The organism is Bacillus cereus group sp. MYBK15-3, from assembly GCF_051916765.1.
In the GTDB taxonomy this organism is placed as follows: domain Bacteria; phylum Bacillota; class Bacilli; order Bacillales; family Bacillaceae_G; genus Bacillus_A; species Bacillus_A cereus.
On record NZ_JBQAHG010000001.1, the window covers coordinates 1,414,131 to 1,429,970 of the forward strand.

A 15,840-nucleotide genomic window follows, 5' to 3' on the forward strand; every position below is an offset into this window, starting at 1 on the left:
GAATTAATTCACTCCTTTTTTGATTTACTCCCTTTTTTAGAACGATATTCTTTCCCTTTATTATCATTACCAGTTTCAAATTCAGTGCTAAATTCCTGATTAAACTGGCCGGACTTTGGTGATCCTTGATTACCGCTCCCTTTACTACCGTTACGATTCGTCATATCTCTCCCTCCTTCCTTGTATTAGTAGTATGGCGCTCTATGTTTTTTCATACACATTTTATTTTTTAACATCTATTACACACGAAAGAAGACCTCCCATATATAAGGAAGATCTTCTATTTCATCACGTAAGCGTTTTCTTGTTTATAATCACTTAAATAAGTTTTTTGGAAATTGAAATCATTACATTCATTTCATCTTCTGAAAGTGCAGAGAATCTTTCTTGTAAATATTGTTTTTTCGCATCTTCCATTTTCGCAACTAAATCTTTCCCTTGTTCTGTAATCTCTAAATACACAACTCGGCGATCTGATGTAGAACGTGAACGAGTTACAAAACCTTTATTAATTAATTTTTCTGTAACAGCTGTAATATGACTATTCGACACATTTAATTCATTTGCTACACGCGATACCATTTCTTTATTCGTACGATTTAATATTCTCAGAACGATGAATTCATTCCACGGTATGTAACCACCGAATATTTTTCCGATATCATTACGCAATGTGCGAAACATAGCAAACACATTTGTCGATAGTTCTTCCATTAATTGCTCTCGATTTTGAGACAACATTGACAGCTCCTTTTATTTCATTTAGTTAAATAAAAACCTTATTAATAATTTTACATGAAATCTTACTTTTTGTCATCTTATTTTCCCATAATTCGTAGTTTTTTAATATGTATTTCATGATAAAATGAAGTCAACTTCCAGAAAAAGGGGGATTTTAATGCGTGAGGAGGAGAGGTTCTCAAATCTCAGCCAAAAAGATAAAATAATTATTATTAGTATTATTGCTCTTTTTCTCATTATAGTTTTTGCATTTATATTTTTTGTATATGTAGGAATCTTTCAAATTACAGGTATAGCGTATAGTTCACGTACTGCTTTACTTCTCTTTTTTTTATTAATCACTTTCTTAGAAGGTATTACATTTTTTATTTTCAGTTTCTTCAAAGCGCTGCTATATCCATCGACTCAAAACATGCCAAATTGGATTTCTATCACTCTTTTCTCATTCATTGAAATTACACTAGATTGGTTCGTCATTCATACTGCTGATGATTGGATAGAAAATGTACAAATGTCCAACTTAGCTGAATTATGTGCCGTACTATTCTTTTTTCTATTAAATAAATTATTAAGTGACAAGAAAGAGTAAGAATACAAGCTTTTCTATATAAAAATTGGTACAATGAAAGCAAATCTTACTAAAGAGGTGTTAATTATGAACTTACAACAATGGGCTGATAAAGGTATGTCCTTTGATACATATGTGAATGAAATGAAAGTAAACCAATACGAGCTACTACACATTTACAATAACTTTTTAATTCCAAATGAATTACTTCCTGTATTAGAAGAACGTCAAAATGATGGCTGGCGTGTTATCGTATTAACTGCCGATTGGTGTGGCGATGCTCTTTTATGCGTACCTGTTATGAAACGAATTTCTGAAGTTGCAAATATTGACATGCGTTTATTAATTCGCGATGAAAACTTAGAATTAATGGATCAATATTTAACAAATGGAACAGCACGTGCGATTCCAATCTTTATTTTCATTGATAAAGATGGAAATGAACAAGCCGTCTTTGGACCACGCGCTCCAAAAGTACAAGAATTAGTAACTTCAATGCGCGCTACATTACCTGAAAAAGAAGATCCAACATTCGAAGAAAAACAAAAAGAAATGTATGCTAATTTCCGTGCTACATTAGCTGATGATACTTCTCTTTGGGAACATGTAATGGAAAACATGATAGAAAAATTAGTAAAATAAAAACCTGCCGAGCTCGGCAGGTTTTTATTTTACATAATGAAGAAATAGAATACCGCAGCTAAAATGAAACGATAATAAGCGAACGGTGTTAGTTTTACACGAGATAATAATTTCAAGAATGAAACAATTGCAAGCATCGCAACAACGAATGCAGTTACAAATCCTGTTACAAATAGCGTTATATCTGCTGAGCTTAATACATCCCAGCTTTTAATTAAATCTAAGCCACTTGCAGCTACCATCATCGGTACCGCTAAAATGAACGTATATTCAGCTGCCGCTGTATGCGACACGCGAGCTAATAAACCACCACTTATTGTAGAACCAGAACGAGAAAATCCTGGCCAAAGAGCTAAACATTGGAACATTCCAATTGTAAATGCCTGTTTATATGTGATTTCATCTAACGTTCTTGCTGTACTTGGTTTCGAAAACTTCTCAGCAACAATCATTAAAATACCACCGGCTACTAAGCTAATAACAACTGGTCCTGGACCAAATAAAACCTCTTTAATAGTGCTATGGAATAATACGCCAAGTACCCCGGCAGGAATCATCCCGATAATAATATGTAATAAATTTAACGATGGTCCGTCTGTTACTTTACCTATTCCAACTAACGACCATAGACGCTTCCAAAATATAACAACAACTGCTAAAATCGATCCCAATTGGATAACAACTTCAAAAACTTTCGCTCTCTCATCGTCAAATCCAATTAAATGTCCTGTTAAAATCATATGTCCTGTTGATGATACTGGTAGAAACTCTGTTAACCCTTCAACAGCACCCATGATTAAACCAATTAACCAATCAGCCACAAGTAGTGCCTCCTTAATAACAAATAATATGTAATTTTTTCACACCTTATCATAATACCTTATCCCTTTTCAAAGTGCATCCTTTTTTTATTGGTTTCATATGTTGTAGGCGCGTATTTCTTTTCTAATCTTTGATTAAATTGTATGATAGTAAGAGTTTGTTTTTTTATACGGAAAGGGGATTTTATGAAAGAAACTACTTCATTCTCACAAAAGTTAAAGCAATTTGTATTACTATTTTTTCCGATTTTCGTAACGCAAATGTCATTATTTGCGATGAGTTTTTTTGATACAACAATGTCAGGACATGCAAGCCCAACTGATTTAGCAGGTGTCGCAATTGGAACAAGTATATGGATTCCAGTTAGTACTGGGTTAACAGGGATTTTAATGGCCACGACTCCCATTGTTGCCCAGCTCGTTGGATCCAAGAAAAAAGAGGACGTTCCTCACGTTGTCATACAAGCAGTTTATTTAGCAATTTGTGCTAGCTTCGTTGTTATCCTCATCGGTTTCTTCGTCGTTTCACCTATTTTAAACGGCATGCGCTTAGAAGAACCTGTGGAACGTATTGCAGCTCAATTTTTAAGTATTATCGCAATAGGAATTATACCTTTATTCACTTACACGGTTTTACGTGGATTTATTGATGCATTAGGAAAAACTCGAACAACGATGATTATTACATTACTATCATTACCAATTAACGTAATATTAAATTACTTATTAATCTTTGGTAACTTCGGTTTCCCAAAACTTGGTGGTGTCGGAGCGGCAATTGCTTCCACTGCAACATATTGGTGCATTTTAATTATTACAGTCATTATTATTCAGACGAAAGAGCCTTTTGCCTCTTTCAACATTTTCAAACAATTATACCGCCCTTCTCTTTCGAGTTGGACAGCATTCTTAAAGCTTGGCGTCCCTATCGGATTTGCTATCTTTTTTGAAACGAGTATTTTCGCTGCGGTAACGCTTATGATGAGTAATTTTAGTACGACAACTATTGCAGCTCACCAAGCAGCTATGAACTTTGCTTCCTTGTTATATATGACTCCGCTAAGTTTAGCAATGGCAATGACTATTGCGGTCGGATTCGAAGTTGGTGCAAAACGTTTCGATAATGCAAAACAATACGGACTGATTGGAATTGGATTAGCCCTTGCCTTTGCTTTATTATATTCGATTCTTCTCTACTTCTTTGATGATCAAATTGCTTCTATTTATACGACAGATGCAAAAGTTCATCATTTAGCAAAAGAATTTCTTATCTTTGCGATTTTATTTCAAATTTCAGATGCAATTGCAACCCCTGTACAAGGAGCTCTGCGTGGTTATAAAGATGTAAATGTCGCTCTAATTATGACTTTAATTGCTTATTGGATAATAGGTCTACCACTAGGTTATATATTAGCAACGTATACAGAATGGGCCGCAAAAGGCTATTGGATCGGTCTTATTATCGGTCTAGCATTTGGCGCTGCCTTCCTACTTATCCGTCTCTTTCAAGTACAACGAAAATATACAACACAAAACAGCCGCTAATAATAAAGCGGCTGTTTTCTTTATGCATATTTTTTCTTGTAACGTATAATATAATGAACAAGAAAGGTGGGTACATATGGACGACAAAGAAAAAAAGCAATCATTCGATGAAGAATTTGCCCCTGAAATTTCACCTGGATATCGGCAAGATGTACATAAGCCACCTAAATATAAAAACACTTCGTTTTTAATGGGCATTACCATTTTCGCTGCTGTATTACTCATACTTATCATTTTCGTTTATTTTTGATGAAAGGTGGCCTATTATATGAAGAAACAAGATTCCAATCGTTCAAAAAGAACTGTTAAAACACAAAAAGGATATGCAGGGGATTCTGTTCATACCCTTAAACAAGTCGAGCAAGGAAATTTATATATTGCTCAAAAAGAACTTGGTCAACAAAATGAAAATCTTTAAAGGCCCTTTATTCCTTGAGGGCCTTTTTATTCCGCATTAAGTAGTACACACCCCAAAATGTTCTATTGAGCAATGAATTTCCTTTATTGTACGCGTTGCTTTTGTTCTAGCACCATAAATATATTATTAACCTTTACAATTTTCACTTCATAATTCAATTTCATTTCGCTTCTCTTACCATTTTCAGTACCCGCAACGTACGCTACAGCTTGATAAAGAAAACTCTCATCGGTCTCTTCACGTATCTCCTCGTTTGTAAATTTATACTCTAAATCTCGAAAACGATTTGGATAATAATTTCCCATTAATTGTTCATACCCTCTATTTAAAAATAGTTCTTCACCTTTTCGTTTCACATCTTCTTTATTAGTAGACCCAAACACTGATAGTTGCTCGGTCACAAAATGCTCTCCTACCTTTTTCATTTCATTATGAGTTAAATTTTCTATACTTTTGTTCTTTAACTCCTTATTTAACTCGTACTGATCAATCGGTTTAAAGGTAGCAAAAACCTCCTCTTTATATGACCATAACAATATAAAAGCGATACATAGAGAACTGATTAACAGTCTTTTTTTCGTAATACTCCCGCCCTTCTTCATAATGATAGCTATATTTTAACATATAGAAAGAAAATTCTGATATCGTAAAGTGGAATAACTTAACTTAGAAACGAGGAACTTGAATTCATATCGGGTACAGAACAACTGAAAATAATACTGCAGGGATGAGATTACATTCTCTCCCTATATACTCTCTCCTCATACAACATTAACTTTTTATCCATTTCAACAATGACTTTATACAGTTGAAATGCTTGTAAAATTTGCAGTTGAATTTCAAAAGGAGCATTCTGTTCTTTTAACCACTGAAATACTTTCGTTTCATCTTTCATTGATTATTCCTCCCTTTATTAAAATCTGCTACAAATATACGGTAAATGATGAAAAGCTTTTCATGTCAACAACAAAAAAGGATGCAAAGTTGCATCCTTTAATGTACGATATTTTTCTTCTGCTCCGCTTCTTTCTTTACTTCTTCCCCTTGGCATTCACTACGAAATGCACAACTTATACACTCAGAACGAAAATGGCGCTCTGTATAATGCTCAGGTTGTTGCAACATTTCTTTCATTCTAGATAAATCAGCCATTCCAGTTATAATATCTTCCTGTTTTGGAATGTACTCATACTTAGTTCCTTCTATTAAATTAATAACTTCAATCTTTCCTGGAAGAACGCCGAAAGCTTTATAACTGAATACTGTCATTAGCTTCTGACAAAGAGCAAGCATTTCCTCATCCGCATCGACGACATACTTTTTAATTACAAACGACCCAGCACTCCACTCACCAACTTCAAATGTCAATGACATGTGGACACCTAACTCTTCCATATATGTTTGAAACTTCTCGTATAAAAACAATGGTGGTGTCTGACTATCATCCTTTTCAACAAACTGTAATAAGTGATCCGTTAGCTTAGCTAATACAATATAGTACTCCGTCTTCGAAGCAAACATATTAATCCTTACTTTTTTCCAATACTTTTCTATTAATATTAAAAGTACAATTTTCGTTTGTTGACCCGCAGGTAGCGTGTAATACTCGTTAATAATTTGATTGACAATCATTTGTGCTATTTGTTGCCATTCAAATGAAGAAGGTTCTCTTCTTTTTATATGACGAAAATAAAATTTATGCGGACAACGCATAAAATCATACAAATGATAATCTGTCATCGTTTTGATTGAGATTTTCTCATGCACTTGCTCTTCATCTCCCTTCTGCCATTAAGAAAGGTGTTTTACAAATTCAGCTCCAAACTGTAAACATTTTTCTACATCTTCATCTTCTGGCGTTAATTCTACTTTTAGTCCTTCTAACACAACTGCTGCCCCGCGCTCTTGTAGCTTTTCTATTAAAATGTCAACTGCCACTCCGTATTTCGGATAAGCCGAATCACACGATCCGAATACTGCCGCTTTTTTCCCAGTTAAATCAATAGAATCCATTGCATCATAAAAATCTAAGAAATCATCAGGAAGATCACCATCTCCCCAAGTATATGCACCTAAAATAATTCCATCATACTGTTCTAATATAGAAGCTTCTGGTGAATCCATAATATCAATAACTTCAATTTCATTTTCTGTTTCACGAATTACGCCGGCAATGTGGTCAGCCATTTCCTCTGTATTTCCACTCATACTTGCAAAAATCATTACTAACTTACTCAACTGAACCTCTCCCTTTACTTTGTATCTCTTTTTCTGTTTGAATGCTCTTCTTCTCATCTACATATTCAGACCGAATTACATTTCTTTGCCATTCCATATGCTGATCAACATCTTTATCTTTATTTTTATCTTTTAATCCCCTCCGCAGAAGGTGAAAATTTTTTCTCATTAACATGTCGCATCCATCCTATTGATAATAATTATCAATTTCAACTACTTTTAGATTAATTGACATTGATTATCAATGTCAACAACTATTTTTAAAAAAATGATTAAAATGTACAAGCTTGTCCGTTAGCTATTCATATACTATGAATGAGCATAGTTCTTTCTCAGCCCTCTCTGACGGAAAGAAATAAAAGCAACTGCAATAGAGTGCAGTTGCCTTTTTTTGTTTTTCTATGATTTTAGTAATCTTATAGTCGTCTCTAAAAATAGCTCCACTCCACAAATTAATGCTGATTCATCCACGTCAAATTTCGGATGATGATGTGGATAACAAGTATATATATTTTCATTACCTGTTCCTAATTTAATGAAACAACCGGGTGCTTTTCTTAAATATGCTGAAAAATCTTCCCCACCCATAGAAGGTTCAAGCTTCACAACACGCTCATTCCCAAACAAATGTAGTGCACTTTCTTCTACTATTTTCGTAATATATTCATCATTAATAACCGGATCATATCCATATCGATACGTATATGTATACGATCCTCCATGTGCTTCTGTAATTCCTTTCACAATTTTCTCGATTTTCCCTTCTGCTTCCACCCTCAATGCTTGATTAAATGAACGAACGGTTCCCATTAAAGTTGCTGTACTAGGAATAATATTGTCAGCCGTTCCCCCATGAAATTGTGTAACTGAAATAACCCTTTGCATAAAAGCACTCGTATTTCTTGATACGATATGTTGTAAATTTGTAATAATCTGTGCTCCGATAGCAATAGGGTCTATCGTTTCTTCTGGTCGCGCCGCATGTCCTCCTTTGCCTTGAATTTCAACTGTAAATACGTCTGGTGCCGCCATCATCGGCCCATACACAATTCCTATCTTTCCGCTTTCTAATCCAGACATAACATGTAAACCTATTACATAATCAACACCGTCCATTACACCTGCCTCAACCATTTCTTGTCCCCCGCCAGGATACACCTCTTCTGCGTGCTGAAAGAATAGACGAATCTCACCTGCAAAATCTTCCTTTATATTTGATAGCACCTCTGCTGTGCTTAATAAAATAGCTGTGTGAGCATCGTGCCCACATGCATGCATCATTCCTTTATTCACAGATGTATAAGATTTACTTGTCTCCTCTTGAATTGGCAAAGCATCTATATCAGCTCGAATCGCAATTACTTTCCCTTGCTTCACACCTCTTTTAATTGCTAGTACACTATACTTCGTCGGTCTCGTTACTTCAAAAGAAGAAAATGAGCATAATGTATCATATATAAATTGCGAAGTTTCTTTTTCATGAAATGATAATTCCGGATACTTATGGAAGTGCCTTCTCCATTTCACGATATTTTCTTCCGAAATTAGATTCTTCCACACTCTATTCATGATAATTTCCTCCTTTTCAAAAGAACTAGAAATTTAAAAGTTTACTCCGTCTTGAATGATTAATAAAAACAAATACTGTATTTTTACGTATTCTTATAGTCCACTTTTATGTATTCACACAATCCACTTTCTATTTACATGTCAAACCCATTACAAATTCATGCTGAATGTAATATAATTGCTAAGTTAGGGATTTTCTTTTTTAGTATTTAGTGCTAATATCAAAAAAGAGCCTTTTGACTTATTTTTACCTAAAATGTGGGATTTTGTTTTTTTCACAATAATGTAGGACATGATACCTACAAAGAGCTATTATTTCATTAAGAGAGGGAAAGACATGGAAAGATTAAAAGAGATATGGTCTCGACCACTCACACAATGGGTTGCAAAGACGGTTTATTATCTTGCAATTTTATTTGCATTACTTTGGTTGTATGGATTCCATGATACAAACACAAGTACATTTATTTACAATGAATTCTAGGGTGGGAACGTTATGAAGTTATTAGAACAAATTGAAAAGTGGGCTGCAGAAACGCCTGATCAAACCGCTTTTGTTTGGCGAGATGCGAAAATTACGTACAAACAATTAAAGGAAGATTCTGATGCGTTGGCACATTGGATTTCTTCTGAGTATCCAGACGATCGTTCACCAATTATGGTGTATGGCCATATGCAACCTGAAATGATTGTTAACTTTTTAGGATGTGTAAAAGCTGGACATGCTTACATTCCTGTAGATTTATCTATCCCAGCTGATCGTGTACAACGTATTGCTGAAAATTCTGGTGCGAAATTACTTTTATCGGCAACAGCAGTAACTGTAACTGATTTACCAGTTCGCATCGTAAGTGAAGACAACTTAAAAGATATTTTCTTTACTCATAAAGGGAACACTCCAAATCCTGAACATGCGGTAAAAGGTGATGAGAACTTCTACATTATTTACACATCAGGAAGCACAGGTAATCCGAAAGGGGTTCAGATTACTTATAACTGCCTTGTTAGCTTTACAAAATGGGCTGTAGAAGATTTCAACTTACAAACAGGGCAAGTATTCTTAAATCAAGCACCTTTCTCATTCGATTTATCTGTAATGGATATTTACCCATCATTAGTAACAGGTGGTACACTTTGGGCAATCGATAAAGATATGATTGCGCGTCCAAAAGACTTGTTTGCTTCTTTAGAGCAATCGGATATTCAAGTATGGACTTCGACACCTTCTTTCGCTGAAATGTGTTTAATGGAATCATCCTTCTCTGAAAGTATGCTACCGAACATGAAAACATTCTTATTCTGCGGTGAAGTGTTACCAAATGAAGTGGCTAGAAAATTAATTGAGCGTTTCCCAAAAGCAACAATTATGAATACTTACGGTCCAACAGAAGCTACTGTCGCTGTAACAGGTATTCACGTTACAGAAGAAGTGCTTAATCAATACAAATCACTTCCAGTTGGCTATTGTAAATCAGACTGTCGCCTTCTTATTATGAAAGAAGATGGCACGATTGCACCTGATGGTGAAAAAGGTGAAATCGTAATTGTCGGTCCAAGCGTAAGCGTTGGATATTTAGGAAGCCCTGAATTAACAGAAAAAGCATTTACTATGATTGACGGTGAGCGCGCCTATAAAACAGGCGATGCTGGCTATGTTGAAAATGGTCTTCTATTCTATAATGGTCGTCTTGATTTCCAAATTAAGTTGCATGGTTATCGAATGGAATTAGAAGAAATTGAGCATCACCTTCGTGCGTGTTCTTACGTAGAAGGAGCAGTTATCGTTCCAATTAAAAAAGGTGAGAAATACGATTATTTATTAGCGGTTGTTGTTCCTGGGGAGCATTCGTTTGAAAAAGAATTCAAATTAACATCTGCAATCAAAAAAGAACTCAATGAGCGATTACCAAACTACATGATTCCACGTAAATTCATGTATCAATCTTCTATTCCAATGACACCAAATGGAAAGGTAGATCGCAAAAAATTATTGAGTGAGGTTACAGCATGACCGCATATGGATCATTTTATTTTTTCGCTATAGTGGGCATTTTATTAATACCTACTATCATAGCTGGATTAAAAGGTAAAATGTTGCGTAAATATAATGCCGTTTTAACATTAGTCATGCTTGCTATTATCTTCTCAGATAAACCAAAGCAAGCAATGATGTTAGCCGCATTTATTATTTGGCAATATGCCCTAATTAAAGGCTATTTAATTTTAAGAAAACAAAATAATAGTACATTCACATTTTGCATAGCTGTTATTTTATCGATTTTGCCTCTTATTTTGGCAAAAATCGCACCATTTGCATCGTTACTACCTGAGTTAAAACTTGTTGTTTTTCTAGGTATATCTTACGTAACATTCAGAGCAGTTCAAATGGTATTTGAAGTTCGTGATGGTTTAATTAAAGAGCTTTCTTTCTTTAACTTCTGGGAATTCGTTTTATTTTTCCCTGCGATTTCAACAGGACCTATCGATCGTTACCGTAGATTCCAAAAAGATATTCAAAAGCCACCTAGCGCTGAAGAATATCAAAATTTACTATATACAGGACTAAATCGTATTTTCCAAGGTTTCTTGTATAAATTTATTATTGCTTACTTAATAAAGCAATATTGTATGGATCCAGCATTCGCTCAACACGATACAATCTTTTCAAATATGATTTACATGTATAGCTATAGCTTATATCTATTCTTTGATTTTGCTGGTTATAGCTCTTTTGTAATTGGTGTAAGTTATATGATGGGAATTAAAACGCCAGAAAACTTTAATAAACCATTCCTTAGTCGTAATATTAAAGACTTCTGGAACCGCTGGCACATGAGTTTATCATTCTGGTTCCGTGACTTCATCTACATGCGTTTCGTATTTTTTGCAACGAAGAAAAAGTTAATTAAGAACCGTTACACAATTTCGTATATCGGTGCATTTTTAAACTTCTTCATTATGGGAATTTGGCATATCCAAGGAAGCGCTGTTGCGCAGTATATTATTTATGGTCTATATCATGCCGCACTGTTTATTTTATTCGATATTTTCGAACGAAAAAACAAGAAGCATAAATTTTGGCCAAACAATAAATTCACACGCATCCTTGCGATTGTAATTACGTTCCACATTGTATGTTTCGGTTTCCTAATCTTCTCTGGACACCTTAACAGATACTTTTAATGCACCCTTCTTATTCCATTAAGAAGTTGCACATATAATATATTTCGGATATAAAGGAGATTTTAAAAATGGCAGAATTCAAAGAGCAAGTATTAGATATTTTAGAAGAAGTATGTGAAAACGATATTGTGAAAGAAAACTTAGATGTTCAATTATTTGAAGAAGGTATTCTTGATTCTTTTGCTGTAGTATCTTTATTAGTTGAATTCCAAGAGCGTTTAGATATTGAAGTTTCTATTTCTGATTTTGACCGTGACGAGTGGGCTACACCAAACATGGTTATTAAAAAGTTGGAAGAAATCCGATGAACAAAGCAAAATTTGGTCCGATGCTTTTAGCATTGGCCCTTTTTGCTGTATTCTTACTTATTCCAACGCGCTTCCTACTTCCACTTTTAAGTGATGAAAAAGTAGAACAAGCTGCCACTTCTTTAAAAGAAGAAAAAATTCAAAGTATGATTTTACAGCAAAAGATGTTAGCAGATCCAAAATATCTTCCGATGTACGGTTCATCGGAATTCGCACGTATGGATGCTTTCCATCCATCTAATTATTTTAAAGTAAAGCCTGAAGGGTTCACACCATTCCTTCTTGGACGCGGCGGAACACAAGACCTTGTACATGTGTTAAACTTTGCATCTACAATGGATCAATTGAAAGATAAGAAAATGGTATTCGTTCTTTCTCCGCAATGGTTTGTACCACAAGGTATTGATGAAACGCACTTTGCACCTAACTTTTCAAAACAACAAGGTTACCACTTCATTTTCAACAATGATTTAAAACCTGAAATGAAAAAACAAATTGCAAAGCGTTTATTAAACTTTGAGATTGTAAAAAAAGAAACTTTATTAAAAATCTCGCTTGAAGGTATCGCTTATGATGATACGAAGTATAAAGTAAAAGCAATTGCTGCTAAACCTTTCGCTTATATTTACCGTAACATTTTAGATCGTAAAGATTTATTTACAGCTATGTTTAATATTAAACCGCACAAAGAGAAGCTCGATCCTTCATTAAAACAAATGAACTGGGAAGAAGCTCGTAAACATGCGGATCAAACAGGTGCAGCAGAATCTGGATCTAATGAATATGGTATCGAAGATGGTTACTTCAATAGCAAAATTAAGAAAAAATTAAAGCAACGTGAAGGTTACTTAAAAAATGATGCTTACGACCAATCGCCAGAATATGAAGATTTACAAATTGTACTTGATTTATTAAAACAATCTGGTGCAAAACCACTCTTCATTTCTGTTCCTGTCAAAGGTCCTTGGTACGACTACGCTGGCTTCCCGAAAGAACGCCGCGAAGCATACTATAAGAAAGTTCATGAGCAAATTGAAAAAGCTGGTTATCCAATTGCCGACTTCTCAAATCATGAATATGATAAATACTTCTTAAAAGATCATATGCACTTAGGTTGGAAAGGCTGGGTTTACATCGACGAAGCCATCCAACAATTTTATAAAGCAAACTAGTGAAAAGACCGCTTGAATTACTCAAGTGGTCTTTTTGTATATATTTTGTAATTGTTCGATTGCATTCTCTGCTTCTTTCATAACTCGCTCCACTACATACTGAGCTGATTCGATTCGAGCTAATGATGCTGCCTGTCCTGCCCAAAGCGACATATATTCTTCCTTATTTTGCTTCGCTGCCTCTTTGCGTATTTTAGAAGTTAATACGTTTTGCACTGGATACATCGGAAGCCCTTCTTCTTTTCCTTCATGTCTCTCTATAAATTCATTCCGAATACCCCGTGCATATTTCCCGGAAAACGCACGAGTTACAGTTGTGCTCGTATCTGTACTATGTAAAACCGCTTCTTTATACACATCGTGCGTAATACTCTCTTCACTTGTTAAAAAGGCCGATCCCATTTGAACACCTTCTGCTCCTAGTGCCAATGCCGCAACAAGCCCTTGTCCGTTCATTACACCACCTGCTGCGACAATTGGGATATGCGGAATAGCCCCTACTAACTGAGGTATTAACGCAAAAGTACCGATCATAGCATCTCGTTCTTTCCCAATAAACGTTCCTCTATGCCCTCCGGCTTCGCTTCCTTGCCCGACAATAATATCTACTCCTAACTCGGCAAGTACTTTCGCTTCCTTCACATGGGTAGCTGTTCCGATAACTTTTATTCCACTTCTTTTTAAATCATTTATTTCTTCTTTTTCTAACGTTTGAAATGCAAAACTAACGACCGGTACTTTTTCATCTAATAGCACTTGTAATTGTTCCTTATAGCTTTTTGGAAGCTTTAACGTTCCTTCTACTTCTATACCTAATTCTCTATTCACTCCGCTTAGTAATACTTTCGCCTCATTTACCTTCTCTTCTTCTATTTGTATCTCTTTCGTTACAAGTAAATTAACACCGAAAGGCTTATCTGTTAGTTCTCTTATTCTATAAATCGCTTCACGAATTTGTTCTGGGCTCATATAGCCCGCTCCAAGCGTCCCTAATCCTCCGCTATTACTTACTGCTGCAACAAGTTCTGGCGTCGTAATCGCGCCTGCCATACCGGCTTGAACAACGGGATACTCAATTTTTAATATGTCTGTTACTCGACTTGTAAACATCATTTTCCCTCCTATTTCCCTTATATCTTCTTTATTTGATAAGCTTTCCCCTGCTTTTGCAAGGGTTGAACTTCATATGAAGCGAATATATTGAAAGAGAAGGAGGCTGAGCTTAATGATTTATCCAAATGCATTAAAACAAGGTGATACAGTAATGATTATTGCACCATCTGGTCCACCTACAATCGAAAATGTATTACAAGGTGTGAATGTATTACAAGAGATGGGGTTATCCGTAATAATCGGGAAGAGCGTTTACGAGAAATATGGATTTTTAGCCGGAAGTGATCAAGTTCGGCTTGACGATATACATGAAGCATTTACAAATAATGAAGTGAAGGCCGTTTTCTGTGCACGAGGTGGTTACGGAAGTGCTCGTCTCCTCCCTCACATTCAATATGAAATCATTCGCCAAAACCCTAAAATCTTTTGGGGATATAGCGATATTACAGCTTTACATACTGCTGTTTCACGTTATGCAAAGCTTATAACATTTCATGGTCCGATGATTGAAGAACTAGGAAAAGGTATTGATTCCCTATCTTTATCCTCTTTCAATCAACTATTCCATCCGTATTCAACCATTTTATCTGCATCAGAATGTATCGTACCTTGCTCTCACAGTACAGTTACAGGTACGTTAGTTGGAGGAAATTTAGCTGTGTTAACAAGTATAATTGGCTCGCCCTACGAGATAAATACGGACAATACACTTTTATTACTTGAAGACATTGGTGAAGAACCGTACCGCATTGACCGTATGTTAAATCAGCTACTTTTATCTGGAAAGTTTAATGAATGCAGGGGCGTTATTTTCACAAGTTGTCACGACTGCACTCCTTCAAAGCCATCTCAATCATTGCAAGCAATATTATATGAATATTTCGCACCATATTATATACCGGTCCTATTCGGTTTACCAATTGGACATATAAGTCCAAACATCGGTATTCCACTTGGAGCTACAGCGACAATAAACACGAATAATAAAACAGTCTCTATTTCTTCCGGTATAGCCACTCCATATTCAAATTAAAAAGGAAAAGCGATTACGCTTTTCCTTTTACTTATAATAATTAAAAATTCGTCCAGATGAGATATCTGCAATTTCTTCTGGAATAAATGTTTTACTTATATCAGTACCAACATTTAATACAGCTGTAGCATCTTTCTCAATGCTACCAAATAACTCTTTCCCACGTATCGTAATAAGGGGCGTTCCTTCTGGCAACACATCTTTTACAAATTCCATTTGTGTAAAGAACGGAACGATCCATCTACCTTCTCCTTGGAAATGACGCAAACGAAGTATTCCCTCTGTTGCCCCGTCCTCTGCTTCTAGTGAACCAGCAACATAAAACTCAGTAGATAAGAGCAATTCATAAAATTCCTTTTGCTTCTGTTTATCATCCCCTGCTACAACAAGTACCTCTTCTAATTTCTTTACTGAAATTTGCTCCATATGATGCCACCCCTATTTTCAAAATGATTGTACTTAGATTATACGAAATATTCTTATTTTTTT

At 35.2% G+C, this 15,840-nt stretch carries 22 protein-coding genes; 11 read left to right on the forward strand and 11 right to left on the reverse strand.

The genetic code is table 11. The features are described from left to right. Nucleotides 1-8: 8 nt before the first annotated feature. Both ACTFR8_RS07245 and ACTFR8_RS07250 read right to left on the reverse strand, forming a co-directional pair. Entirely contained in the window at nucleotides 9-164 is a 156-nt protein-coding gene (locus ACTFR8_RS07245) for a hypothetical protein (protein ID WP_000184928.1), read from the reverse strand. Between the two features lie 154 nt (nucleotides 165-318). After that, the gene (locus tag ACTFR8_RS07250) at nucleotides 319-738 is read right to left on the reverse strand and encodes a MarR family winged helix-turn-helix transcriptional regulator (protein ID WP_000081432.1); all 420 of its coding nucleotides are present in this window, start codon (nucleotides 736-738) and stop codon (nucleotides 319-321) included. Nucleotides 739-898: 160 nt separating this feature from the next. Here ACTFR8_RS07250 and ACTFR8_RS07255 point away from each other — a divergent pair, with 160 nt between their 5' ends. Both ACTFR8_RS07255 and ACTFR8_RS07260 read left to right on the forward strand, forming a co-directional pair. Then, a complete protein-coding gene (locus ACTFR8_RS07255) occupies nucleotides 899-1,330 on the forward strand; it encodes a regulatory YrvL family protein (protein ID WP_001206404.1) in 432 nt (143 codons plus the stop codon). A gap of 33 nt (nucleotides 1,331-1,363) precedes the next feature. After that, entirely contained in the window at nucleotides 1,364-1,951 is a 588-nt protein-coding gene (locus ACTFR8_RS07260; RefSeq protein ID WP_002004705.1) for a thioredoxin family protein, read from the forward strand. Nucleotides 1,952-1,980: 29 nt separating this feature from the next. Here ACTFR8_RS07260 and uppP read toward each other — a convergent pair whose 3' ends face one another. After that, nucleotides 1,981-2,772 carry a bacitracin resistance undecaprenyl-diphosphatase gene (gene uppP, locus ACTFR8_RS07265; protein ID WP_000796256.1) on the reverse strand — a complete coding sequence of 264 codons (792 nt, stop codon included), beginning with the start codon at nucleotides 2,770-2,772 and terminating at the stop codon, nucleotides 1,981-1,983. Between the two features lie 186 nt (nucleotides 2,773-2,958). On the opposite strand from uppP, the gene ACTFR8_RS07270 reads away from it, so the two are divergent. The 3 genes from ACTFR8_RS07270 (at nucleotide 2,959) to ACTFR8_RS07280 (ending at nucleotide 4,735) form a co-directional block, all read left to right on the forward strand. Further along, nucleotides 2,959-4,317, forward strand: a complete 1,359-nt coding sequence (locus ACTFR8_RS07270) for an MATE family efflux transporter (RefSeq protein WP_000665550.1) — start codon at nucleotides 2,959-2,961, stop codon at nucleotides 4,315-4,317. A 76-nt stretch (nucleotides 4,318-4,393) separates the two neighbouring features. Continuing rightward, nucleotides 4,394-4,567, forward strand: a complete 174-nt coding sequence (locus ACTFR8_RS07275) for a hypothetical protein (RefSeq protein WP_000341062.1) — start codon at nucleotides 4,394-4,396, stop codon at nucleotides 4,565-4,567. An 18-nt stretch (nucleotides 4,568-4,585) separates the two neighbouring features. Beyond that, complete coding sequence (locus ACTFR8_RS07280) at nucleotides 4,586-4,735, forward strand: hypothetical protein (protein WP_000743742.1); 150 nt, start codon at nucleotides 4,586-4,588, stop codon at nucleotides 4,733-4,735. An 83-nt stretch (nucleotides 4,736-4,818) separates the two neighbouring features. Here ACTFR8_RS07280 and ACTFR8_RS07285 read toward each other — a convergent pair whose 3' ends face one another. The 6 genes from ACTFR8_RS07285 to amaA form a co-directional block, all read right to left on the reverse strand. Next, nucleotides 4,819-5,337: a hypothetical protein gene (locus ACTFR8_RS07285; protein ID WP_000715262.1), complete on the reverse strand. Its 519-nt coding sequence runs from the start codon at nucleotides 5,335-5,337 to the stop codon at nucleotides 4,819-4,821. A 131-nt stretch (nucleotides 5,338-5,468) separates the two neighbouring features. Beyond that, nucleotides 5,469-5,630, reverse strand: a complete 162-nt coding sequence (locus ACTFR8_RS07290; protein WP_000651084.1) for a hypothetical protein — start codon at nucleotides 5,628-5,630, stop codon at nucleotides 5,469-5,471. Between the two features lie 98 nt (nucleotides 5,631-5,728). Further along, nucleotides 5,729-6,502 carry a hypothetical protein gene (locus ACTFR8_RS07295; RefSeq protein ID WP_000544577.1) on the reverse strand — a complete coding sequence of 258 codons (774 nt, stop codon included), beginning with the start codon at nucleotides 6,500-6,502 and terminating at the stop codon, nucleotides 5,729-5,731. 24 nt (nucleotides 6,503-6,526) lie between these two features. Continuing rightward, entirely contained in the window at nucleotides 6,527-6,973 is a 447-nt protein-coding gene (locus tag ACTFR8_RS07300) for a flavodoxin (RefSeq protein ID WP_000041153.1), read from the reverse strand. Continuing rightward, nucleotides 6,966-7,148 (reverse strand): hypothetical protein, encoded by a 183-nt coding sequence (locus tag ACTFR8_RS07305; RefSeq protein ID WP_000929021.1) that lies wholly within the window; start codon nucleotides 7,146-7,148, stop codon nucleotides 6,966-6,968. The genes ACTFR8_RS07300 and ACTFR8_RS07305 overlap by 8 nt, the downstream gene beginning before the upstream one ends. 224 nt (nucleotides 7,149-7,372) lie before the next feature. Next, nucleotides 7,373-8,542 carry an N-acyl-aliphatic-L-amino acid amidohydrolase gene (gene amaA, locus ACTFR8_RS07310; RefSeq protein WP_001082787.1) on the reverse strand — a complete coding sequence of 390 codons (1,170 nt, stop codon included), beginning with the start codon at nucleotides 8,540-8,542 and terminating at the stop codon, nucleotides 7,373-7,375. A 337-nt stretch (nucleotides 8,543-8,879) separates the two neighbouring features. Between amaA and ACTFR8_RS07315 the strand changes: the two genes are divergently transcribed. From ACTFR8_RS07315 to dltD, 5 genes are all read left to right on the forward strand, one after another. Continuing rightward, the gene (locus ACTFR8_RS07315; protein ID WP_000440293.1) at nucleotides 8,880-9,026 is read left to right on the forward strand and encodes a teichoic acid D-Ala incorporation-associated protein DltX; all 147 of its coding nucleotides are present in this window, start codon (nucleotides 8,880-8,882) and stop codon (nucleotides 9,024-9,026) included. A 12-nt stretch (nucleotides 9,027-9,038) separates the two neighbouring features. Beyond that, complete coding sequence (gene dltA, locus ACTFR8_RS07320) at nucleotides 9,039-10,553, forward strand: D-alanine--poly(phosphoribitol) ligase subunit DltA (RefSeq protein WP_000770513.1); 1,515 nt, start codon at nucleotides 9,039-9,041, stop codon at nucleotides 10,551-10,553. Continuing rightward, a complete protein-coding gene (gene dltB, locus ACTFR8_RS07325) occupies nucleotides 10,550-11,725 on the forward strand; it encodes a D-alanyl-lipoteichoic acid biosynthesis protein DltB (protein WP_000127953.1) in 1,176 nt (391 codons plus the stop codon). Before dltA ends, dltB begins: the two co-directional genes overlap by 4 nt. A 68-nt stretch (nucleotides 11,726-11,793) precedes the next feature. Continuing rightward, entirely contained in the window at nucleotides 11,794-12,033 is a 240-nt protein-coding gene (dltC, locus tag ACTFR8_RS07330; protein WP_000807310.1) for a D-alanine--poly(phosphoribitol) ligase subunit DltC, read from the forward strand. Then, a complete protein-coding gene (dltD, locus tag ACTFR8_RS07335; protein WP_001030265.1) occupies nucleotides 12,030-13,205 on the forward strand; it encodes a D-alanyl-lipoteichoic acid biosynthesis protein DltD in 1,176 nt (391 codons plus the stop codon). Before dltC ends, dltD begins: the two co-directional genes overlap by 4 nt. A 21-nt stretch (nucleotides 13,206-13,226) precedes the next feature. Here dltD and ACTFR8_RS07340 read toward each other — a convergent pair whose 3' ends face one another. Beyond that, on the reverse strand, nucleotides 13,227-14,315 hold the full coding sequence (locus ACTFR8_RS07340; protein WP_000495285.1) for an NAD(P)H-dependent flavin oxidoreductase: 1,089 nt from the start codon (nucleotides 14,313-14,315) through the stop codon (nucleotides 13,227-13,229). A gap of 115 nt (nucleotides 14,316-14,430) precedes the next feature. Between ACTFR8_RS07340 and ACTFR8_RS07345 the strand changes: the two genes are divergently transcribed. Continuing rightward, nucleotides 14,431-15,351: a S66 peptidase family protein gene (locus tag ACTFR8_RS07345; RefSeq protein WP_000640074.1), complete on the forward strand. Its 921-nt coding sequence runs from the start codon at nucleotides 14,431-14,433 to the stop codon at nucleotides 15,349-15,351. Nucleotides 15,352-15,378: 27 nt separating this feature from the next. On the opposite strand, the gene ACTFR8_RS07350 is transcribed toward ACTFR8_RS07345, so the two are convergent. Beyond that, nucleotides 15,379-15,777, reverse strand: a complete 399-nt coding sequence (locus ACTFR8_RS07350; RefSeq protein WP_000435266.1) for an SseB family protein — start codon at nucleotides 15,775-15,777, stop codon at nucleotides 15,379-15,381. Nucleotides 15,778-15,840: the final 63 nt, after the last annotated feature.